At 51.0% G+C, this 16,433-nt stretch carries 26 protein-coding genes and 3 pseudogenes; 13 read left to right on the top strand and 16 right to left on the bottom strand.

Annotated features, from left to right (window positions below):
• Positions 1–26: 26 nt before the first annotated feature.
• Positions 27–1,111 (bottom strand): annotated as a pseudogene (locus AC286M_RS35665) (IS630 family transposase).
• Between the two features lie 61 nt (positions 1,112–1,172).
• Positions 1,173–2,588: an IS4 family transposase gene (locus tag AC286M_RS35660; RefSeq protein ID WP_488203605.1), complete on the bottom strand. Its 1,416-nt coding sequence runs from the start codon at positions 2,586–2,588 to the stop codon at positions 1,173–1,175.
• A gap of 474 nt (positions 2,589–3,062) precedes the next feature.
• Here AC286M_RS35660 and AC286M_RS35655 point away from each other — a divergent pair, with 474 nt between their 5' ends.
• Both AC286M_RS35655 and AC286M_RS35650 read left to right on the top strand, forming a co-directional pair.
• Positions 3,063–3,362: a hypothetical protein gene (locus AC286M_RS35655; RefSeq protein ID WP_488208973.1), complete on the top strand. Its 300-nt coding sequence runs from the start codon at positions 3,063–3,065 to the stop codon at positions 3,360–3,362.
• A 346-nt stretch (positions 3,363–3,708) separates the two neighbouring features.
• Positions 3,709–3,834, top strand: coding sequence for a hypothetical protein (locus AC286M_RS35650; RefSeq protein WP_488208972.1), 126 nt, complete (start codon positions 3,709–3,711; stop codon positions 3,832–3,834).
• Between the two features lies 1 nt (position 3,835).
• On the opposite strand, the gene AC286M_RS35645 is transcribed toward AC286M_RS35650, so the two are convergent.
• Positions 3,836–4,231, bottom strand: a complete 396-nt coding sequence (locus AC286M_RS35645; protein WP_488208971.1) for a hypothetical protein — start codon at positions 4,229–4,231, stop codon at positions 3,836–3,838.
• 408 nt (positions 4,232–4,639) lie between these two features.
• Between AC286M_RS35645 and AC286M_RS35640 the strand changes: the two genes are divergently transcribed.
• Entirely contained in the window at positions 4,640–4,903 is a 264-nt protein-coding gene (locus AC286M_RS35640; RefSeq protein ID WP_488208970.1) for a hypothetical protein, read from the top strand.
• 118 nt (positions 4,904–5,021) lie between these two features.
• Here the strand turns inward: AC286M_RS35640 and AC286M_RS35635 are convergent, their stop codons facing one another.
• Complete coding sequence (locus AC286M_RS35635) at positions 5,022–5,144, bottom strand: hypothetical protein (protein ID WP_488208969.1); 123 nt, start codon at positions 5,142–5,144, stop codon at positions 5,022–5,024.
• 242 nt (positions 5,145–5,386) lie between these two features.
• Here AC286M_RS35635 and AC286M_RS35630 point away from each other — a divergent pair.
• The 3 genes and pseudogenes from AC286M_RS35630 to AC286M_RS35620 all read left to right on the top strand — a co-directional run.
• Positions 5,387–5,476, top strand: a pseudogene (locus AC286M_RS35630) (ribulose-phosphate 3-epimerase); the annotation flags it as partial.
• A gap of 37 nt (positions 5,477–5,513) precedes the next feature.
• Complete coding sequence (locus AC286M_RS35625) at positions 5,514–5,630, top strand: hypothetical protein (RefSeq protein ID WP_488208968.1); 117 nt, start codon at positions 5,514–5,516, stop codon at positions 5,628–5,630.
• A 169-nt stretch (positions 5,631–5,799) separates the two neighbouring features.
• Positions 5,800–5,991, top strand: coding sequence for a hypothetical protein (locus AC286M_RS35620; RefSeq protein WP_488208967.1), 192 nt, complete (start codon positions 5,800–5,802; stop codon positions 5,989–5,991).
• A gap of 245 nt (positions 5,992–6,236) precedes the next feature.
• Here the strand turns inward: AC286M_RS35620 and AC286M_RS35615 are convergent, their stop codons facing one another.
• Together AC286M_RS35615 and AC286M_RS35610 are read right to left on the bottom strand one after the other, a co-directional pair.
• Positions 6,237–6,371 (bottom strand): hypothetical protein, encoded by a 135-nt coding sequence (locus tag AC286M_RS35615; RefSeq protein ID WP_488208978.1) that lies wholly within the window; start codon positions 6,369–6,371, stop codon positions 6,237–6,239.
• Positions 6,310–6,603 carry a hypothetical protein gene (locus tag AC286M_RS35610; protein ID WP_488208979.1) on the bottom strand — a complete coding sequence of 98 codons (294 nt, stop codon included), beginning with the start codon at positions 6,601–6,603 and terminating at the stop codon, positions 6,310–6,312. The genes AC286M_RS35615 and AC286M_RS35610 overlap by 62 nt, the downstream gene beginning before the upstream one ends.
• Before the next feature lie 509 nt (positions 6,604–7,112).
• Here AC286M_RS35610 and AC286M_RS35605 point away from each other — a divergent pair.
• Together AC286M_RS35605 and AC286M_RS35600 are read left to right on the top strand one after the other, a co-directional pair.
• Entirely contained in the window at positions 7,113–7,355 is a 243-nt protein-coding gene (locus AC286M_RS35605) for a CsbD family protein (RefSeq protein ID WP_488208977.1), read from the top strand.
• Positions 7,356–7,461: 106 nt separating this feature from the next.
• Positions 7,462–7,641: a CsbD family protein gene (locus AC286M_RS35600; RefSeq protein ID WP_488208966.1), complete on the top strand. Its 180-nt coding sequence runs from the start codon at positions 7,462–7,464 to the stop codon at positions 7,639–7,641.
• 263 nt (positions 7,642–7,904) lie between these two features.
• Here the strand turns inward: AC286M_RS35600 and AC286M_RS35595 are convergent, their stop codons facing one another.
• The 3 genes and pseudogenes from AC286M_RS35595 to AC286M_RS35585 form a co-directional block, all read right to left on the bottom strand.
• The gene (locus AC286M_RS35595; RefSeq protein ID WP_488208976.1) at positions 7,905–7,991 is read right to left on the bottom strand and encodes a hypothetical protein; all 87 of its coding nucleotides are present in this window, start codon (positions 7,989–7,991) and stop codon (positions 7,905–7,907) included.
• Positions 7,992–8,028: 37 nt separating this feature from the next.
• Complete coding sequence (locus tag AC286M_RS35590) at positions 8,029–8,148, bottom strand: hypothetical protein (protein ID WP_488208975.1); 120 nt, start codon at positions 8,146–8,148, stop codon at positions 8,029–8,031.
• A gap of 17 nt (positions 8,149–8,165) precedes the next feature.
• A pseudogene (locus tag AC286M_RS35585) lies at positions 8,166–8,419 on the bottom strand (hypothetical protein).
• 1,196 nt (positions 8,420–9,615) lie between these two features.
• On the opposite strand from AC286M_RS35585, the gene AC286M_RS35580 reads away from it, so the two are divergent.
• Both AC286M_RS35580 and AC286M_RS35575 read left to right on the top strand, forming a co-directional pair.
• Positions 9,616–9,936 (top strand): hypothetical protein, encoded by a 321-nt coding sequence (locus AC286M_RS35580; protein WP_488208965.1) that lies wholly within the window; start codon positions 9,616–9,618, stop codon positions 9,934–9,936.
• Positions 9,937–10,192: 256 nt separating this feature from the next.
• Complete coding sequence (locus AC286M_RS35575) at positions 10,193–10,324, top strand: hypothetical protein (protein ID WP_488208964.1); 132 nt, start codon at positions 10,193–10,195, stop codon at positions 10,322–10,324.
• A gap of 19 nt (positions 10,325–10,343) precedes the next feature.
• Here AC286M_RS35575 and AC286M_RS35570 read toward each other — a convergent pair whose 3' ends face one another.
• The 7 genes from AC286M_RS35570 to AC286M_RS35540 all read right to left on the bottom strand — a co-directional run bounded on the left by AC286M_RS35570 (position 10,344) and on the right by AC286M_RS35540 (position 14,819).
• Positions 10,344–10,667, bottom strand: a complete 324-nt coding sequence (locus AC286M_RS35570) for an RNA methyltransferase (protein ID WP_488208963.1) — start codon at positions 10,665–10,667, stop codon at positions 10,344–10,346.
• 85 nt (positions 10,668–10,752) lie between these two features.
• Positions 10,753–10,950 (bottom strand): tetratricopeptide repeat protein, encoded by a 198-nt coding sequence (locus tag AC286M_RS35565; RefSeq protein ID WP_488208974.1) that lies wholly within the window; start codon positions 10,948–10,950, stop codon positions 10,753–10,755.
• A 178-nt stretch (positions 10,951–11,128) separates the two neighbouring features.
• Positions 11,129–11,281 carry a hypothetical protein gene (locus AC286M_RS35560; RefSeq protein ID WP_488208962.1) on the bottom strand — a complete coding sequence of 51 codons (153 nt, stop codon included), beginning with the start codon at positions 11,279–11,281 and terminating at the stop codon, positions 11,129–11,131.
• A gap of 116 nt (positions 11,282–11,397) precedes the next feature.
• A complete protein-coding gene (locus tag AC286M_RS35555) occupies positions 11,398–12,540 on the bottom strand; it encodes a tetratricopeptide repeat protein (RefSeq protein ID WP_488208961.1) in 1,143 nt (380 codons plus the stop codon).
• Positions 12,541–12,751: 211 nt separating this feature from the next.
• Positions 12,752–12,958, bottom strand: coding sequence for a hypothetical protein (locus AC286M_RS35550; RefSeq protein ID WP_488208960.1), 207 nt, complete (start codon positions 12,956–12,958; stop codon positions 12,752–12,754).
• A 671-nt stretch (positions 12,959–13,629) separates the two neighbouring features.
• The gene (locus AC286M_RS35545) at positions 13,630–14,265 is read right to left on the bottom strand and encodes a hypothetical protein (protein ID WP_488208959.1); all 636 of its coding nucleotides are present in this window, start codon (positions 14,263–14,265) and stop codon (positions 13,630–13,632) included.
• 353 nt (positions 14,266–14,618) lie between these two features.
• The gene (locus AC286M_RS35540; protein ID WP_488208958.1) at positions 14,619–14,819 is read right to left on the bottom strand and encodes a hypothetical protein; all 201 of its coding nucleotides are present in this window, start codon (positions 14,817–14,819) and stop codon (positions 14,619–14,621) included.
• Between the two features lie 229 nt (positions 14,820–15,048).
• On the opposite strand from AC286M_RS35540, the gene AC286M_RS35535 reads away from it, so the two are divergent.
• The 3 genes from AC286M_RS35535 (at position 15,049) to AC286M_RS35525 (ending at position 16,241) form a co-directional block, all read left to right on the top strand.
• Positions 15,049–15,375: a hypothetical protein gene (locus AC286M_RS35535; RefSeq protein WP_488208957.1), complete on the top strand. Its 327-nt coding sequence runs from the start codon at positions 15,049–15,051 to the stop codon at positions 15,373–15,375.
• Positions 15,376–15,380: 5 nt separating this feature from the next.
• Positions 15,381–15,599: a hypothetical protein gene (locus AC286M_RS35530; RefSeq protein ID WP_488208956.1), complete on the top strand. Its 219-nt coding sequence runs from the start codon at positions 15,381–15,383 to the stop codon at positions 15,597–15,599.
• Between the two features lie 108 nt (positions 15,600–15,707).
• The gene (locus AC286M_RS35525; protein WP_488208955.1) at positions 15,708–16,241 is read left to right on the top strand and encodes a hypothetical protein; all 534 of its coding nucleotides are present in this window, start codon (positions 15,708–15,710) and stop codon (positions 16,239–16,241) included.
• The last annotated feature ends 192 nt before the right edge of the window (positions 16,242–16,433 follow it).

The following is a 16,433-nucleotide window of genomic DNA, read 5'->3' as shown; positions in this document are numbered from 1 at the left end:
AAGTAGGTAAAGGTAAAAACGCGCATCTATATAACAGATGATGAAGAAGCGAGTTGAGACGGAAATCGAAATCGCTCGACGGAGTATCCCGCTTTTTCAGCTCTCGCCTCAAAGCCGTCGATAACGGCATAGGCTAAATCCAATTCATCTTCAAACATCTGCCCATTTAACTCATGGGTTTTCACCTGATGCCACTCGGGTTCAATCGGATTGAGCTCCGAGCAATATTTGGGTAAGAAGAACAGGTAAAGTCCCTGAGCTTGCCAGTCTGCCCATTTGTCTTGCACAGCTCGACTGGTATGAATGGGGCTGTTATCTTGAACAATGACTCGAATGCATCCATTGGCCTTAAACCGGGGCTTGGCCTGACGGGCTTGCTCATCCATTAGCCGGATGTAGCGCTCGGCGTTGAAGCTGCCAATCACCAATCCATACGCGAAACTCACGAACGGTTGGAGCAGACCGAGGATGCTCAGTCGCCTGCCCTTGCGGTGAGTCTGCTCCAGTCGCTTTTGCTCGCCTTCGAAAAAGTAGCTGTAGCTGACGGGCATCCAGAGACAAAAGCCTGCCTCGTCAAGATAGGAGAGGTCAATCTCTCCACTGGCGGCCGCCCATTGCAACATCTCCAAATCCGCTACCTTCTGGGCTTTCTCAACTGGGTCTTGTTTCCCTCGGTGGCTGTGTCGAGTGCGCTTCCAAATGATTCCCTTTTTTTGAGTACGTCCCGCAGATGGGCCGCACTTAACTTGATATGTCTCTCCTCTTCCAGCTTTCGCGCTAACTGACGGCTGTTATAAGTTCGTTGCTCCTGGCGTAGACATGTTTCCAGATACTCCATATCTTCCGGTTGCCAACGTGGTTGCGCTCCCGGTCGCGGTGCATCCCAGAGTCCTCCTAATCCACCCTCTTGCCAGCGATGCAGCGTTTCTCTGACCGTTCGCTCTCTCCACCCGAAGAACCGGGCAATCTGCTCAACATACAGCCCTTGGTGACTCATCCGAATCACTTCTGCTCGGTCTTTCACTCGTTGCGGCACGGTTGTGGCGGTGCGTAACTCAAAGAGGGTACGGTCTTCTGCCCCTGTCAAAAAGACTCGTAAGCGCGCTCCCATTGCTCCTGATCTCCTACTGGCAGTGAGTCCCTTTAGCCGAATGGCACTGACATAAGCTGTATCAAGCTAGCAACCTGGCTTTCAAGACGGAGCGAGGTTCCTGCATTCTTGGGAACGGTTTGGGACGGCGCTTTACAACTCGGGGTTCTGAACGGTTGGGTCGAAACGGAATCACCAACTCTCGCACCACGTTTAACAAGGCCTGGTAGCCTCGCCGTCGTTCGGATGGAGCTAGATGCAGCAACTCAGGCCGGAAGTGATTGAACTGTTGCCGAGCACCTTGTAGAGAGACTCGCAACACCCCGACCTCGCCGTCGGCTGTCGCCTCCCACATCAGGGTGCGAAGCAGATTGTAGGCCAACAGATGCACCCAAATACTTTTGCTCACCATGGTGGGTGTTTTGGCAGCAATCATCTCCATGGCTAAGGTGGTTTTGAGATGCCGGAGATTAACTTCGGCGGCCTGCCAGCGGAGCTGATAGAGTTCGGCAAGTTTAGCTTTGGGATAGCGGTTGGGATCGAGTAGCGTCGTTACCACCACAAAGTTGGTCGGGCGAAACCCAGGAACCTGAATGAAGAGATACACTTCCCGCACCTCAATGGATGCCGCCAGAGCCTCGAACTCCTGCGGTTTGAGGGCTTGAGGGCATTGCTTCGGGCGCTGCCAGCGGACGATGTGATCGCCAATGCCCAGTTTTTTGCCCCGTCTGAAATCGCAGCGGCGCTGATGATGCTTGCGAAAGACAGCATCGGCTCCCATCCGGGCGACCCAGGCCAAATCTACATAGGTGCCATAGGCTGAATCGGCCACCACCACATCCTCGGGGCGCAGTTTCTGATAGAGTTGGCGGGCTAGACGCCATTCACTCACCCGCAACGGAGCCATCGCCACGGCCATAACCGCTCCCGTGGTGACACAAAACCACACTTGGAGTTTGAGAATCGGAAAGCCGCAGCCCTCTTTCTGATTGCTGTGTTGAGGATACTCGGCTTGGTTGGCCTGCGTGTCACTCATCAAGACCGTCGTCGCATCAAAGGCTTTAACCGGACGGCCACACCAGCGTTGCTCTGGGGAGACTTGGCGCTGCAACGCCCTCACCACCCGCTCGAACAGGGGCGGAAATATCGACTCGGGAAGGCGTTTTCGTGCTTTACTATAGCCCCCGGTATCGGCTGAGGGCACCTCCAATCCCGACACGCTCATCCAGGTCACCACTCGCTTGACTGCATGGCTGAGACTGCTGTCGGCATCCAGCACTTGGGAGAGCCAACTCCACAGGACGACCATGGGAGTGTAGAGGACTTGTCGATATCGGATTCCCTGCTCGCTCAGCACAGTTTCAATCTCTGCTTCCGGCAGCATCTCAGCAAAGGGTAGACCGATGCTGCTCTGATAGTTGGCCTTGAGAACGTCCGCACGATTCGGCATCATAGAGGCAAGGTTATGGGCTTCAACGGTTTGATTCTGACAAATCAGGCGCTTGAAGCCTTTTTTGCTCTCTTATGTCAGTGCCATTCCCCTTTATTCAACTTCACATACCTTCTTTTTTCAACCCCGCTCTACTTAATCTCAAACTCGTCAAATTGTTTTTATATTAAGTCTGTGTATAAGAACCTAATTTATGGTTGTGAAAGCCGATGGCGCAGCCAACGTTTCACAGCCATAAGTCGATAGGTTTTCACACCAGGCTTGATACTATAGCGATTTTCAACCACGTTCATTGCAACAACGGTTATGTGGGCTTTTGCAGCACCCCGCATAACCGTACTTAACCGACGCGCATAGCGATTGTGATCAAGTTCTGTTTAAGAACCCCGACCCGTTTGTTTTGACTTTTTTAGCTGCTTTAAACGCACATCCGCATCGTTCTAGTTGAACCAGCGGGTGCGCTAAATGTGGGCGCGATCGCACGAGTAACTGAAAAATTTTGGCCTCCGCAATTTGGCCATTGTGCAGCCCCATTGTGAGGTGCTGGGTGATCAAGCGCGTCAGATGGCGCTTCATGCAGCGGATGGGCTCGAAGCGGCGCTGCTCGTCGAAACGATGCCGAGAGGCGCCGGCGGGTTGTCAGCGTGCGATCGCAGCTACTGCACGGCCCAGAGCGCTGGATACATCAACTGCGAAACGCCGGAACGGGCATTGCCTTGGCCGTTAGAGCAGGGAGAGCGGGGCAAGGGGAACAGGAGGGACATGAGACCGACAACGTCGGCCATCCTGTTTCGCCCAGAAGAGCGATGGCCTGTCGTATAGACCGGATTGACCTATGCTCAGCTGGTTTGTCCGCATTCCGTCGAGTGATGAGCATCCCTCGCTCAATTTGGCGCAAGCAGTTGCCGTGTGCAGCTATACGCTTTATCGGCTCAGCCAGCGTACTGATTAGATTCAGATTCAGATTTGGCCGTTGATGCCTCATTAAATCCCATAGACACACTGAAAACTGCTCGACCATCAGCGCAAGACGCTCACCGCAGTCCAGACCAGTATCAGCCGCCATCAGAATTGGCATCATTGGATGCTCTGGCACGGTTTCTGCCAGCATTTAGAAACGGTGCTGCTGCAAATCGGCTAGCTGTATCCTCATGCGGCGCATAGCCGTGTGGAGACGTTCCGGCGCATGTTTAACCGCGCTCAGCTGTCTCCAGCTGAACTCTCGATGCTGCGCGGTATATTAAGCCAAATCGGATCGGCCGAGCAGATCGGATTTACCGAGTTGATCTATTGACCTAAATTTTGGGGTAATTTCCCTGGCCGTCTCGGCAACCGAGTTCATAAATGCCGCCAATCATGCACACAATAATACCCACGCTGACAGCCCAACTGTGGCCTAGCCCGAGTTCAACGCCGTAGTTGCACGATCCTCCCACCATTAGGGAGGGCACAATGCTAAACAGCGACGCATAAAACGCATTGCGCGAGGCCCAGCCCTTGCGGCTGCGCTCCGGTTCTTCTTTTGAGATATACAGAAATTGCTCGGCGTAGTTAAACCAGCGGTTGAGCTGCTCATTGCCCATCCGCTGACGGGCGAAAATCCCAAGTAGAGCGCTAACGACCAGAGAACTGCCCCTGCCGCTGTTGCAGCAACTAGCCGACAAGCGAAATGGAAACAGTTCAGTCAGCATCGTTGGGCACAGAGCGTAACACAGCTTCTACTGTTGCTAACAAATTATCGGTCAATGCGATACTGGCTCTGGTCATGGAGTTGGGTGATTCTACGTCCCGACGAATTTAGTCCTTTGTGCCAGCTGCTTCATCAGACAAAAGCTCAGCAGTAGCATGACGCCTCAACAGGTTTGATACTAAATCCGCTTGTAAACATCAGTTCGGGATTCCACACGCTGCCTTTAGACTGATCAGCCAATTGGAGCATGACCTATCGGGACTCACCATGTCTAATTCTCCTACCGCTTGTTCACTACCGACTCAAGATGCCAAAACGACGACCACTCCTTGCCATATTGCGGTGGATGGCAATCCCGCCATCTATGTATGCCAGTCGCAATGGCACGCCAGCAAAAATAATTCGATCATTGGACCGTTTTCTAGGGACCTTTGCTCAAGAGCGAGAGACAGTCGGTGCGAGTACTGCGATGCGCAACTGTCTGCTGGCTCAGCTGCTCGTGCGCCTCGGGTTTGAGTTCTGCGAGGACGACTTCGAACCTCAAAGTCGGTTTAACTTATTACAGCAGCGCGGCGTGTCTCTATCACTGAGCAATTTCTCAGTGCGAGCTTGGCGGCCAACGGAAGCTTATCGTCAGAATCCAGATCTAGGGCTCGCAAGCCTGTACGGCTGATTGCCTCATCGGTTGCTGAACTGCTCCGACAGAGGAGTTGGCCAGATATAGCTGGCGTTTGTGAATCTGCTGATCGCAAATGCTACAGCTCTATTGGATAGCTGGTGAATTAAGCCGATTATGAACAGGCCGCCCCGCCGGGGCGGCTCTGTGCAGCATCGATTGCTGATTGCTGTAGGTACGTATTCTCTATACTGCGATCGCACTCCTCCAGCTCACCAGCCAAAAGTGTTGATGTCATAGTGTCGCGATGTCTGAAGTGGGCCCCAGAGCTTGATTCGTTTCTTAATTCGGTAGTGTCAGCGATGACTGAACTAAGGCTCGTTAGTATAGAGTTTGCCTGAACTTTAAGAAAGCTTCTGCATCAGCGGCATAAATAAAGCTTTCGGGTATAGCAAGCTCCCTACGTTCTGCTGATGGGTTATTGTTACGGAAGTTTGTTACACTGATCACAACAAAGGACGTAGGAGGGATCGCTTTGCCATGACGGGATCGAAGAAACCTGTTGTTGTATCACCATCAATTTTATCTGCCGATTTTGGCCGCTTGGGTGAAGAGATTAAAGCGGTTGATAAAGCCGGAGCGGACTGGCTTCACGTCGACGTGATGGATGGCCGTTTCGTGCCAATATCGAGTCGGGCCGCTGATCGTCGACGCGATTCGTCCGATGACGGAAAAGCCGCTCGACGTTCACCTGATGATTGCTGAGCCTGAGCCAGTACGTTGAAGATTCCGCCAAGGCAGGCGCGGACATTATCTCCGTTCATGCTGAACACAACGCAGCTCCTCACTTGCCTCGTCACCCTTGGTCAAATCCGAGAGTGCGGTAAGCAGAGCCGGCGTTGTGCTGACTCCGGCTACTCCACTTGATCTGATTGCAGTACGTCACTGGATCTGTGCGACCTGATCTGATCGTGAGCGTTAACCCCGGTTTTGGTGGTCAAAGCTTCGTTCCTGACATAGTTGCCAAAGATACCGTAGGCTGCGTCAAATGCTGCGATGAGCGCGGTCGCGATCCTTGGATTGAGGTCGATGGCGGCCGTGAGGCCTGCCGATACTTGGCAAGTGCTAGAAGCTGGCGCAAATGACGATCGTGGCTGGTTCTGCGGTCTTCAAAGCAGATGGCTATGCTTCGGCCATTGAAGGCATTCGCAGCAGCAAGCGATCTGGGCCTGAACTGGCATACTGTATAGCCTTCGTTTCATTAAAAAGATGGGCCACCGTAAGGTGGCCCATATTTTTTTTGTTCTAGGGTTTTTGGTTATGTTGTTGTGCCTGTACTTCGTTCAGTTGCGTATTGCTAAGGTTAATCGCGTCCTGTTACGCGAACTCATCAGCACCCAACAGCCATGTAATCTTTAGGCACCCGCACTCGGATCTCAGACGTAGCTAGCTGCCCCGGATAGTCAAAGCAGGGAAACCAGAAGCGGGAATCTTCGTACTTCGCCCTGCGTCCATACTTGCACAGGCTTATCGGGACAGCGCTTGTCCGGCGCAATAGAGTAAATGCCGCGCTCTGGCTGCTCAACCCGATGGTCAATTATGAGCGTAATCGTCGTACCCGCTTCCGTCGGCTTTTTCAATTCGCACGAGAAGCTGCTCACCGTCGTAGTCAAATTCTTGTGCAGCGCTGCCGACTCCAGACCGCTTTGATGCCTAAGTTCGTAGCATCCAGGGTCAGCATCAACACCATCGCGCACTGGTTTAATGCGGATTTTGCAAACGCCATCGTAGGACTGGTTCTGGGACCGTCTAAATCGAGATCGAGTGCAATATGCTCAGCCTGATCCAGGACGATCGGGACTGCAATGGGGCTTGTGCACCCGCTAGCTCAGAAGACTTATGACCGTACTTTTCTGTATCCCAGAACCAGTAAGACATAGTTTAAGCTGACTCAATCTATAGGTGAAGCGCATTTATAACAGACTAGCGCGATTTTTGGGGGAGGGGGAGAGGTCGTACAGGGGTTTTGAGGCTGTAGAGGGGAGCAAGGGTGCGATCGCAACAGCAAGCTAGGAGTCGTTAGGCATCAATCAGAATAGGGAAACGTAGGTTGCGCAAGTCTTCGGATACAGGACAAGCTGCATCTTGGAGCGGATATCGATTTTATTTTCCTTTTCTTAAGACACGAACACTATCAAGTCGGGATCTCGGGAAGACTCGATATTGCTTAAAAGCTGGTCTCAGCTAGCAAAAGCAGCATTTTCCGATCATCAAAAAGGACTTAATTACCGCTATAGAAGATCGGGTAGAAGCAACCGCTAACAAATATAAAGGTAAAGCTCAAGACGCTGTTGGCGAAATGACTGGCGATCCTCAAGCTAAGGCTGAAGGTAAGGCCAAGCTAGGTTGCAGCGGCTGCTCGACGGCAAAAAGAAAATATCAAAGACAACATGAAAGAGTCTATCGGCAACGTGTCATTCGCTATCTCCTTTGGCGATCGATGGCTTGATCTAAACCCATGAAAAGGAAGTGCAATCGCACTTCCTTTTTAGTTCAAGCAAATGCCTTAAATCGCGCAGCTCGTAAAGTTAGTAAAAGGATTCTAATCATACCGCGTGCATGAAGAACGGTTAGAAAAGCAACGGCTAAAGGATATCGAGGGTAAAGCTCAAGAAGCCATCGGTGACGTAACCGGTGCTCCGGAAGCTAAAGCTGAAGGAAAAGCCAAACAAACTCGAGGCAGCCGTCCAGCACCAGAAGGAAAACATCAAAGACGGCTTCAAGAACGTGATTGATAAAGCATAACCAAAAACCCTAAAAAGCAAAAAAGATGGGCCACGCTTACGGTGGCCCATCTTGGATGAAACGAAGGCTATACAGTAGCCAGTGCAGGCTCAGATCGGCTTGCTGTTGCGAATGCCTTCAATTGCCGAAGCATAGTCATCTGCTTTGAAGACCGCAGAACCAGCCACAATCGCATTTGACGCCAGCTCACACTTGCCAAGTATTGGCAGGCTTCAGACCGCCATCGACCTGGATCCAAGGCTCGAGACCGCACTCATCGCACATTTGACGCTAGCTTGCGGATCTTGGGAACCACGCCAGGAATGAAGCTTTGACCACCAAGACCGGGGTTAACGCTCATGATCCAGATCAGTGGCACAGATCTAGTGCGTGCTCAATCAGATCAAGTGGAGTAGCCGGAATCCAGCACTGACACCAGCTTGCTTACCGCACTCTCGGATATGACCAAGGGTACAATGCCCGTGAGGAGATGCGTTGTGCTCAGCATGAACGGAGATAATATCCGCGCCTGCCTTCAGAGATTGTCGACGTACTTCTCAGGCTCAACAGTCATCAGGTGAACGTCAGGCGGCTTTTCCGTCATCGGACGAATAGCGTCAACGATCAGTGGCCCAATCGTAACATTGGGCACGAACGGCCATCCATCACGTCGACGTGAAGCCAGTCCGCTCCGGCTTTATCGACCGCTTTAGTCGCTTCACCCAAGCGGCTAAAATCGGCAGACCAAATTGATGGTGCTACGGCAGCAGGTTCTTTCAATCCCGTCATGGCAAAGCGATCCCTCGCTACGTCCTTTGTTGTGATCAGTGTAGCAGACATCCGTAAGACAGCCTCAGCAGAACGTCAGATATCCCTGTCCGAAAAGTCTTCGCATTTATGCCGCTGATGCAGAAGCTCTTAAAGTCCAGGCAATGACTCCAAGCTAACGAGCCTTTAAGCTCCAGTCATCGCTGACGCTACCGACTTAAAAAACGAATCGAGCTCTGGGGCCCACTTCATGACATCGCGACACGATAACACGATACTTTTGGCTGGCTAGCTGGAGGAGTGCGATCGCAATATAGAGAATACGTACCTACAGCAATCTCAGATTGATTATGAACAGGCCGAGCCCGGCGGGGCGGCCTGATGCGCGGATCGATTCTAATTCACCAGCTATTCAAAAGAGCGGTAGCATTTGCGATCGCAGATATCACAGACACCAGCTATACGAACCAAGCTCCATTGGGGCGGTATTCAGTACTGATCAGTAATATCCGTGCAGGCTTCGAGTCCTAAATCTGGATTCCGACGATAAGCTTCCGACGGCTGCCAAACTCGCACTGAGCAATCTGGCCGAATTTGACAGAATGGCCGCTTGCTGTAGCAAGCTAAACCGACTTCGAGCTTCGAAAGTCAGTGTACGCAACTCAAACCCGAAGCGCACGAGTCACCTGAGCCAGCAAACATTTCGGCGTATCGCAATACTCGCCCGATGTCTGTCGCTCTTGAGCAAAGGTTTCCAGAAGACGGTTCAATGATCGAATCACTTTTGCTGGCGTGCCATAGCGTACTGGCATACATAATGGCGGGATTGCCATCCACCACAGGTATGGCAAGGAGCGGTCGTCGTTTTGGCATCTTGATGTCGGCTAGATGGACAAGCGGTAGAGAGAACCAGACATAGCGAGTCCCTATAGTTCAAGCTCCAATTGGCTGCTCAGTCTAAATCCGGCTGTTGAAACTCCAAACTGATATTTACAAGCGGATTTAGTATCAAACCTGTTGATCTCATGCTACTGCTGATTTTTTGCCTGATGAGCAGCTGACACAAAGGATCAAATTCCTCAGGACTAGAATTCCCAGCTTTATGACCAGAGCCAGTATCACATGGACCAAGAATCTGCTAAAACACTAGTAAGCAAGTGTTACGTTTTTTGCCTAACGATGCTGACTGAACTGTCTTCCAGCTCGATTTTCGATTAGTGCTGCAACAGTGGCAGGGGCAGTTCTCTGGTACGTTAGCAGCTCTACTGGGATTAATCGCCCGTCAGCGAATGGGTAATCGGAGCAGCTCAACCGCTCGTTTAACTACGCCGACAAAGGTGTTGCATCTCAAAAGCAAGAACTGGAGCGCACCCGCAAGGGTTGGGAATCGCGCAAAGCGTATTATGCGTCGCTGTTTCAGCATCGAGCCCTTCTTAATGGTGGGAGGATTGTGCAACTACGGCGTTGAACTCGGACTAGGCCACAGTCGGGCTGTCAGCGTGGGTCTGTCCGTGTGCAGCATTGGCGCCATGTTGTGAACTGGGTCGCCAACGACGGCCAGGGAAATCAAGCTCAAAATTAAGTCAATAGATCAACTCGGTAAGTCAGATCGCTTCACCCATATTGGCTTAATGTACCACGCAGCATAGAGAGTTCAGTTGGAGACAGCTGCGGCGCGGTTAAACATGCGCGGAACTTGCTGAGGAGTACGGCTATGAGCTGCACAGAGGATATAGATAGCCGATTTGCAGCAGCACCGTTTCTAAATGCTCGTCAACCCGTCTAGAGCATCCAATGATGCCAATTCTGATGGCGGTTGCAGTACTGGGTCGGACTACGGTGCAGCGTCTTGCGCTGATGGTTGAGCAGTTTCCAGTGTGTCTATGGGATTTAATGAGGCATCAACTGGATAAATCTAGAATCTGAGTCTAAGTCAATACGCTGGCTAAGCCGATAAAGCGTATAGCTGCACACGGCAACTGCTTGCGCCAAGTTGAGCGAGGATGACTGACGGAATGCGGACAAATCGCTGAGCATAGTTGAACGTGGTATTGCTCAGTCCTCGATCTTCTGGGCCAGTTACAGGATGGCCGACGTAGCGATTCCATGTCCCTCCTGTTCCCCTTACCGCCTGCACTAACAGCCAAGGCAATGCCCGTTCCGGCGTTGCCATTGATGTATCCGACGCTCTGGGTCGTGCAGGAGTTACCTGATCGGACTTACTTTCCGGTGACGCAATTAACTTTTGGAATTGAGAATGTTCACGCAAACTCTCAAAAACTTGTGAGGCTGTAACTACTTCGCGTGCTGTTTCTTGGGTCAAGATTGAATAAAATCTCTAAGTTACACAAAGCTTAATATACATCATTTCTTACAACATGGCACCAAGCTAAATGAAAATATAGGCTTGCATCATTAGGATTAATACATATAGCTCGATTGAAACAACTAATCGCTTCGTCATATTGTTCTATTTTGCTAAGTGCAACACCTTTGCCATAGACTGCCTCAGATAAATGGGGATTAACTACTACTGCTGTATCAAAAGTGATTATTGCATCTTCGTAGAGCTGTAAGAAGATCAGCGAGAAACCCTTGTTACATAGCGTTTGGCAATTGCCAGGTTCAACTGCTAATGCTGCGCATCATAGGCTGCAATAGCTTCCTCATATTTTCCTAAATCATTGAGTACAACACCTTTGCAAGAGAAAGCTTGCTGGGAGGTTGGCTTTATGTCCAAGCCGCATCAAATGCTGCGACTGCTTCTTCATACCTTTCCAAGAATCCTAAAGCAGTACCTTTGAAGAAAAGTGTTTCATAGTCATCTGGCTGAATAGCCAGCACTAAATCACAAACAGCAATGACCTCTTCGTATCTCCCCAAGTCATTTAGTGCAAACCCTTTGTTTTTGAGGAGTTGCAGGTCATTTGGGTTAGTTTCTAATGCAGCATAGAGTAAACTGCCAGAGCTTCTTCATAACTCTTAGATATCTGAGTGCATCACTTTTCTTGAAAAATTAGAGAATTGTCTGGATTAAGAGCCAATGGTGCAACTCGATTGAGAATCAAAGATGCATCATAAGCTGCAATAGCTTCCTCATAGGACTCTAACTCACTGAGCGAAGCGCCTTTGAAAAAAAGCGTTAGCGGATCATTTGGATTAACTTTTAGCGATGCATCATACGCTTCGATAGCTTCTTCATGTCGCTCAAGATCACTGAGTGCCATACCTTTACTTTGAAACGCGCCAGAATCATTTGGGTCAATGGCTAACACTGCATCATAAGCCGCGATAGCTTCCTCATATTGTTTAAGTTCGGAATATATCATCGCTTTGCCATAAAGCGCCCGAAGACTTTTGGGTTCAACAACTTGCGCTAAACTATAGGTCTCAAGGGCTTCGTCATATCGTTCTAGCTCTTTCAGTGCGATTCCCTTCATGCAAAGCACCAAATCGTCATTTGGATTAATCTCTAAAGCTAAATCATAAGTTGCAATAGCATCTTCATGTCGTTCTAGTTGCTGTAGGACAAAACTTTTACGAAAAAGAGCGACATCAAGATTGGGTTCAATGGCGAGTGCTGCATCATAGGCTGCAAGAGCTTCTACATCATGGTCAAATTTATCCAATGCACCACCTAAGCTTAGCCACGCAATAGAGAATAAATCATAGCCCTGTTTGGTCTGAGCTTCGAAAATAGGTATTAACTCAAGCACATAGTCAGCTACATTTAATCGATATCCTTTGGCTTCAATTTGACCATCACGCGGTTGAAGAACAAACTCAAGCTGTTGCAACTTGAACAAGGTATGGGATAATCGCCAACGATGCCAAATCTTTTGCCAACCGGCTTTTGCCATCAGCATTCGTGCAATAGCTAGCACAAGTTGGGGAAACAGCGGAGCATTAATTTGTTGCAGTAAATCTATTGCATCATAGAGGTAATAAGCAGACGGAAACTGTTTACAGACCGCTTGATAACGAGCTTCCCAAGTCCCGCGTAGTGTCGGTAGAAATGTATCGATATTTAATTGCAGGTTGCGGTTGCGAATACGTACCAAATTTTCTACAATATTTGGAACCCTGATCACTCTGCGCAGCGATTTGAGCAAAGTTGTCAGCTTCAGCTTTGATTCGGGCATAAGCAACCGTTTCGACTAGCGTATTACAAATTGCAGCATCTTCTGGATCAGGCAATTTGTACACTATAAAACGGTTCCAGAAATCACGATGTTGCTTAACGCCTCAGTTTTTCCCACTCACTAGGCTGCTCTGGATTCTCCGATGCCAATTCATTACCGTGCTGTGGCAATCACGCGAATTTCTGAGGGACGACATTCTGCCTCTAAAAACTCAAGCACGCTGCAAACGTTCTTGCAAAGACATTTTGAGAATTGGAGCTAGCTCATAGTCTCCATCTTGGGGTTCTGTCATTCGTCCCCGATACATAGCTTGATTTAGATCATCCAAAAACAGCAATAGCTTACGTTTATTGCCTAAATATTCCTTCGGCAGGCTAGTACCTAAAACCTCTGGTCGCGCCAGCTTAAGATTGTCCAACCTTCGTTATTTAGAACTTTGGCTAATTCCGCAGCCTCACGGGTTTTGCCCAATCCTGTCCGACCTCCAGATGAGTAAGCAACCAGTCTCATTTAGACGATCTTCAAGTTCTCTCCGTTGACCAATGCCTTCCTGACGTTGCTGATAAGGAATATTAAAGTCAGCCAATGGGTCTGTTTCTAATTGGGGTGAAGGCATTAACTCTTGCAGTACAGTTGCCGTATGAGGCGGAATCACCTGGAACGGTTCAGAATCAGGAACGAGTAGCTTTCTGGCTCCTCGACGCAACTGTTTCAAAAAACCTTGACTAAGCCAACCCAGAATACCAATTCCACCACCCAGGAAAAAGACAGCTAAATCCTGATACTGTTTAGCCCACTCCCATGCAGGTTGAAGTACATCCCAAATTACCTGTAGAGAAGATCGCCCATCTCATGTGCATGATACTAAGAGTGGGCCAAATTCTATCTTAATCAACAGTTTGAGAAGGAGCATCAAATTCTACCAAATCAGCAACATGCTGCAAGAGCGTATCGAGTGGATAAGGCTTATTCCTACGTCCAACTTATTTTGTGTCAGCGTTCCTGAGCAATGGTCTTCTGCCATTCAACGATGAGGCAATCAGCCAATTGCGAACCCAGTTGTCGTGATAGCGGAAGCCGTTCAGTTGCTCAAAGGGGCATAAGCACCCGCCCATTGCTTTGCGAGTCTTGCGACAAAAGGGATGGAAGTTCCGAGTAAGGCCATCGAGCGCACCGACTGTTCCGCCAGTCCCAGAATCCATGAAAATCTTGCATGGCATACAAGATGCGGTCAAGATAGTTCATCGGACGGTCAACCTGATTGCTGGTGCGATAGGCGTCAGGGAAGTCAAAGGCGCGTTGGAAGACGTGAGATTTGTCGTTGAGGCGTCGCAAGCGAGCGTCAATGGCCTGGGGCAACGCGTGGGTGTTCACCCACTCCAGCAACCGACGCAACCGTTGAGCAAAGTGACGTTTGCTCTGGCCCCGATACAGATGCCAAAGCTTGTCGGCTAGTTGCTGACCCAGGACTGGTTTAGAGCGGCACCCATCGCGAATTTTAATCACCTCATGCAGGAAGCACAGAATCCAGACCAGGCCAGGGAATAGCTCCTCCCAAGCGGCTCGGGTGGCCTCCCAACCATCAGTCGTCACCGTCTCGGGCGCATAGTCGGGAACATGATGGGCAGCTTCCTGCTGGAATACCCCATAGGCTGCGGTTAATCCATCCTGACCCGCATTGGCACTGAGACTGGCTCCCAGGACGCACCCTTGCGCCGCTGTCACTGCCAGATAGACTCGCTGCCCGTGCCAATCACAATGCTTCTCATCGGCAACTAGATGGGGGGAGCGCCGTTTCCCTTTGAGGGGTACTGCCCACAATCGAGGCTCGACCGAACGACTGACAGAGCCGATACCAGTGCATCTCAGAACGGCCCAGCACGTCGGCAATCCCCTCATACGACAGGCCATGCTTTCTTGATCAGACGCTGTCGGCCATCTCCGCCGTCTCGCTCATGTACGGCATCACCAAATCGGGACGCAGTTGATAAGCCTCTCCGGTACTCGGCAGCAAAATCCGCCGGGTCTTGAGCTGTTGACGAGAGGACTCGACCCATCCGTGAAAGCGATAGCCTGCCTCAATCCCGTTGGGAAACGACCCAGGTCGTAATCTGCTCGTTGAGATACTGGCGAAAGGCTTCCCGGTCTTCTACTAAGACCTCGTAGTCAAGGTCGTCTGCAATGGGCAGACAATGAGCTATCGCCTGCTGTGCCACGCTTGCGTCGTTGCTGAGCCATCGGCTTTGGCCTGCTGAACTCTCTGCCTCAATTCTACTCAACACAAACTTGGGTGGAACTAGGCTCTACTAGGAGACCAGTTGCACCTGCGGTTAAGGCTGGCTGATGGTTAATGGGCAATCCGCACGCTGGATGACTTTGACTTGGGGATTGAGTGCCTTTAGTTGTTTAATCGACTCAATCCGAATGGCACTGACATAAGAGAGCAAAAAAGGCTTCAAGCGCCTGATTTGTCAGAATCAAACCGTTGAAGCCCATAACCTTGCCTCTATGATGCCGAATCGTGCGGACGTTCTCAAGGCCAACTATCAGAGCGGCGTCGGTCTACCCTTTGCTGAGATGCTGCCGGAAGCAGAGATTGAAACTGTGCTGAGCGAGCAGGGAATCCGATATCGACAAGTCCTCTACACTCCCATGGTCGTCCTGTGGAGTTGGCTCTCCCAAGTGCTGGATGCCGACAGCAGTCTCAGCCATGCAGTCAAGCGAGTGGTGACCTGGATGAGCGTGTCGTTGGAGGTGCCCTCAGCCGATACCGGGGGCTATCGTCAAAACGCCTTCCCGAGTCGATATTTCCGCCCCTGTTCGAGCGGGTGGTGAGGGCGTTGCAGCGCCAAGTCTCCCCAGAGCAACGCTGGTGTGGCCGTCCGGTTAAAGCCTTTGATGCGACGACGGTCTTGATGAGTGACACGCAGGCCAACCAAGCCGAGTATCCTCAACACAGCAATCAGAGGGCTGCGGCTTTCCGATTCTCAAACTCCAAGTGTGGTTTTGTGTCACCACGGGAGCGGTTATGGCCGTGGCGATGGCTCCGTTGCGGGTGAGTGAATGGCGTCTAGCCCCGCCAACTCTATCAGAAACTGCGCCCGAGGATGTGGTCGTGGCCGATTCAGCCTATGGCACCTATGTAGATTTGGCCTCGGGTCGCCCGGATGGGAGCCGATGCTGTCTTTCGCAAGCATCATCAGCGCCGCTGCGATTTCAGACGGGGCAAAAAACTGGGCATTGGCGATCACATCGTCCGCTGGCAGCGCCCGAAGCAATGCCCTCAAGCCCTCAAGCCGCAGGAGTTCGAGGCTCTGGCGGCATCCATTGAGGTGCGGGAAGTGTATCTCTTCATTCAGGTTCCTGGGTTTCGCCCGACCAACTTTGTGGTGGTAACGACGTGCTACTCGATCCCAACCGCTATCGCCGAAGCTAAACTTGCCGAACTCTATCAGCTCCGCTGGCAGGCCGCCGAAGCTAATCTCCGGCATCTCAAAACCACCTTAGCCATGGAGATGATTGCTGCCAAAACACCCACCATGGTGAGCAGAACCCTTTCGGGTGCATCTGTTGGCCTACAATCTGCTTCGCACCCTGATGTGGGAGGCGACAGCCGACGAGCGAGGTCGGGGTGTTGCGAGTCTCTCTACAAGGTGCTCGGCAACAGTTCAATCACTTCCGGCCTGAGTTGCTGCATCTAGCTCCATCCGAACGACGGCGAGGCTGCCAGGCCTTGTTGAACGTTGGTGCGAGAGTTCGTGATTCCGTTTCGAGCCCAACCGTTTCAGAACCCCGAGTTGTAAAGCGCCGTCCCAAACCGTTCCCAAGAATGCAGGAACCTCGCTCCGTCTTGAAGGCCAGTTGCTAGCTTGATACGGCTTATGTCAGTGCCA

The organism is Thainema salinarum CENA647 (assembly GCF_057732415.1).
This window is presented reverse-complemented; position numbering and strand designations above follow the sequence as displayed.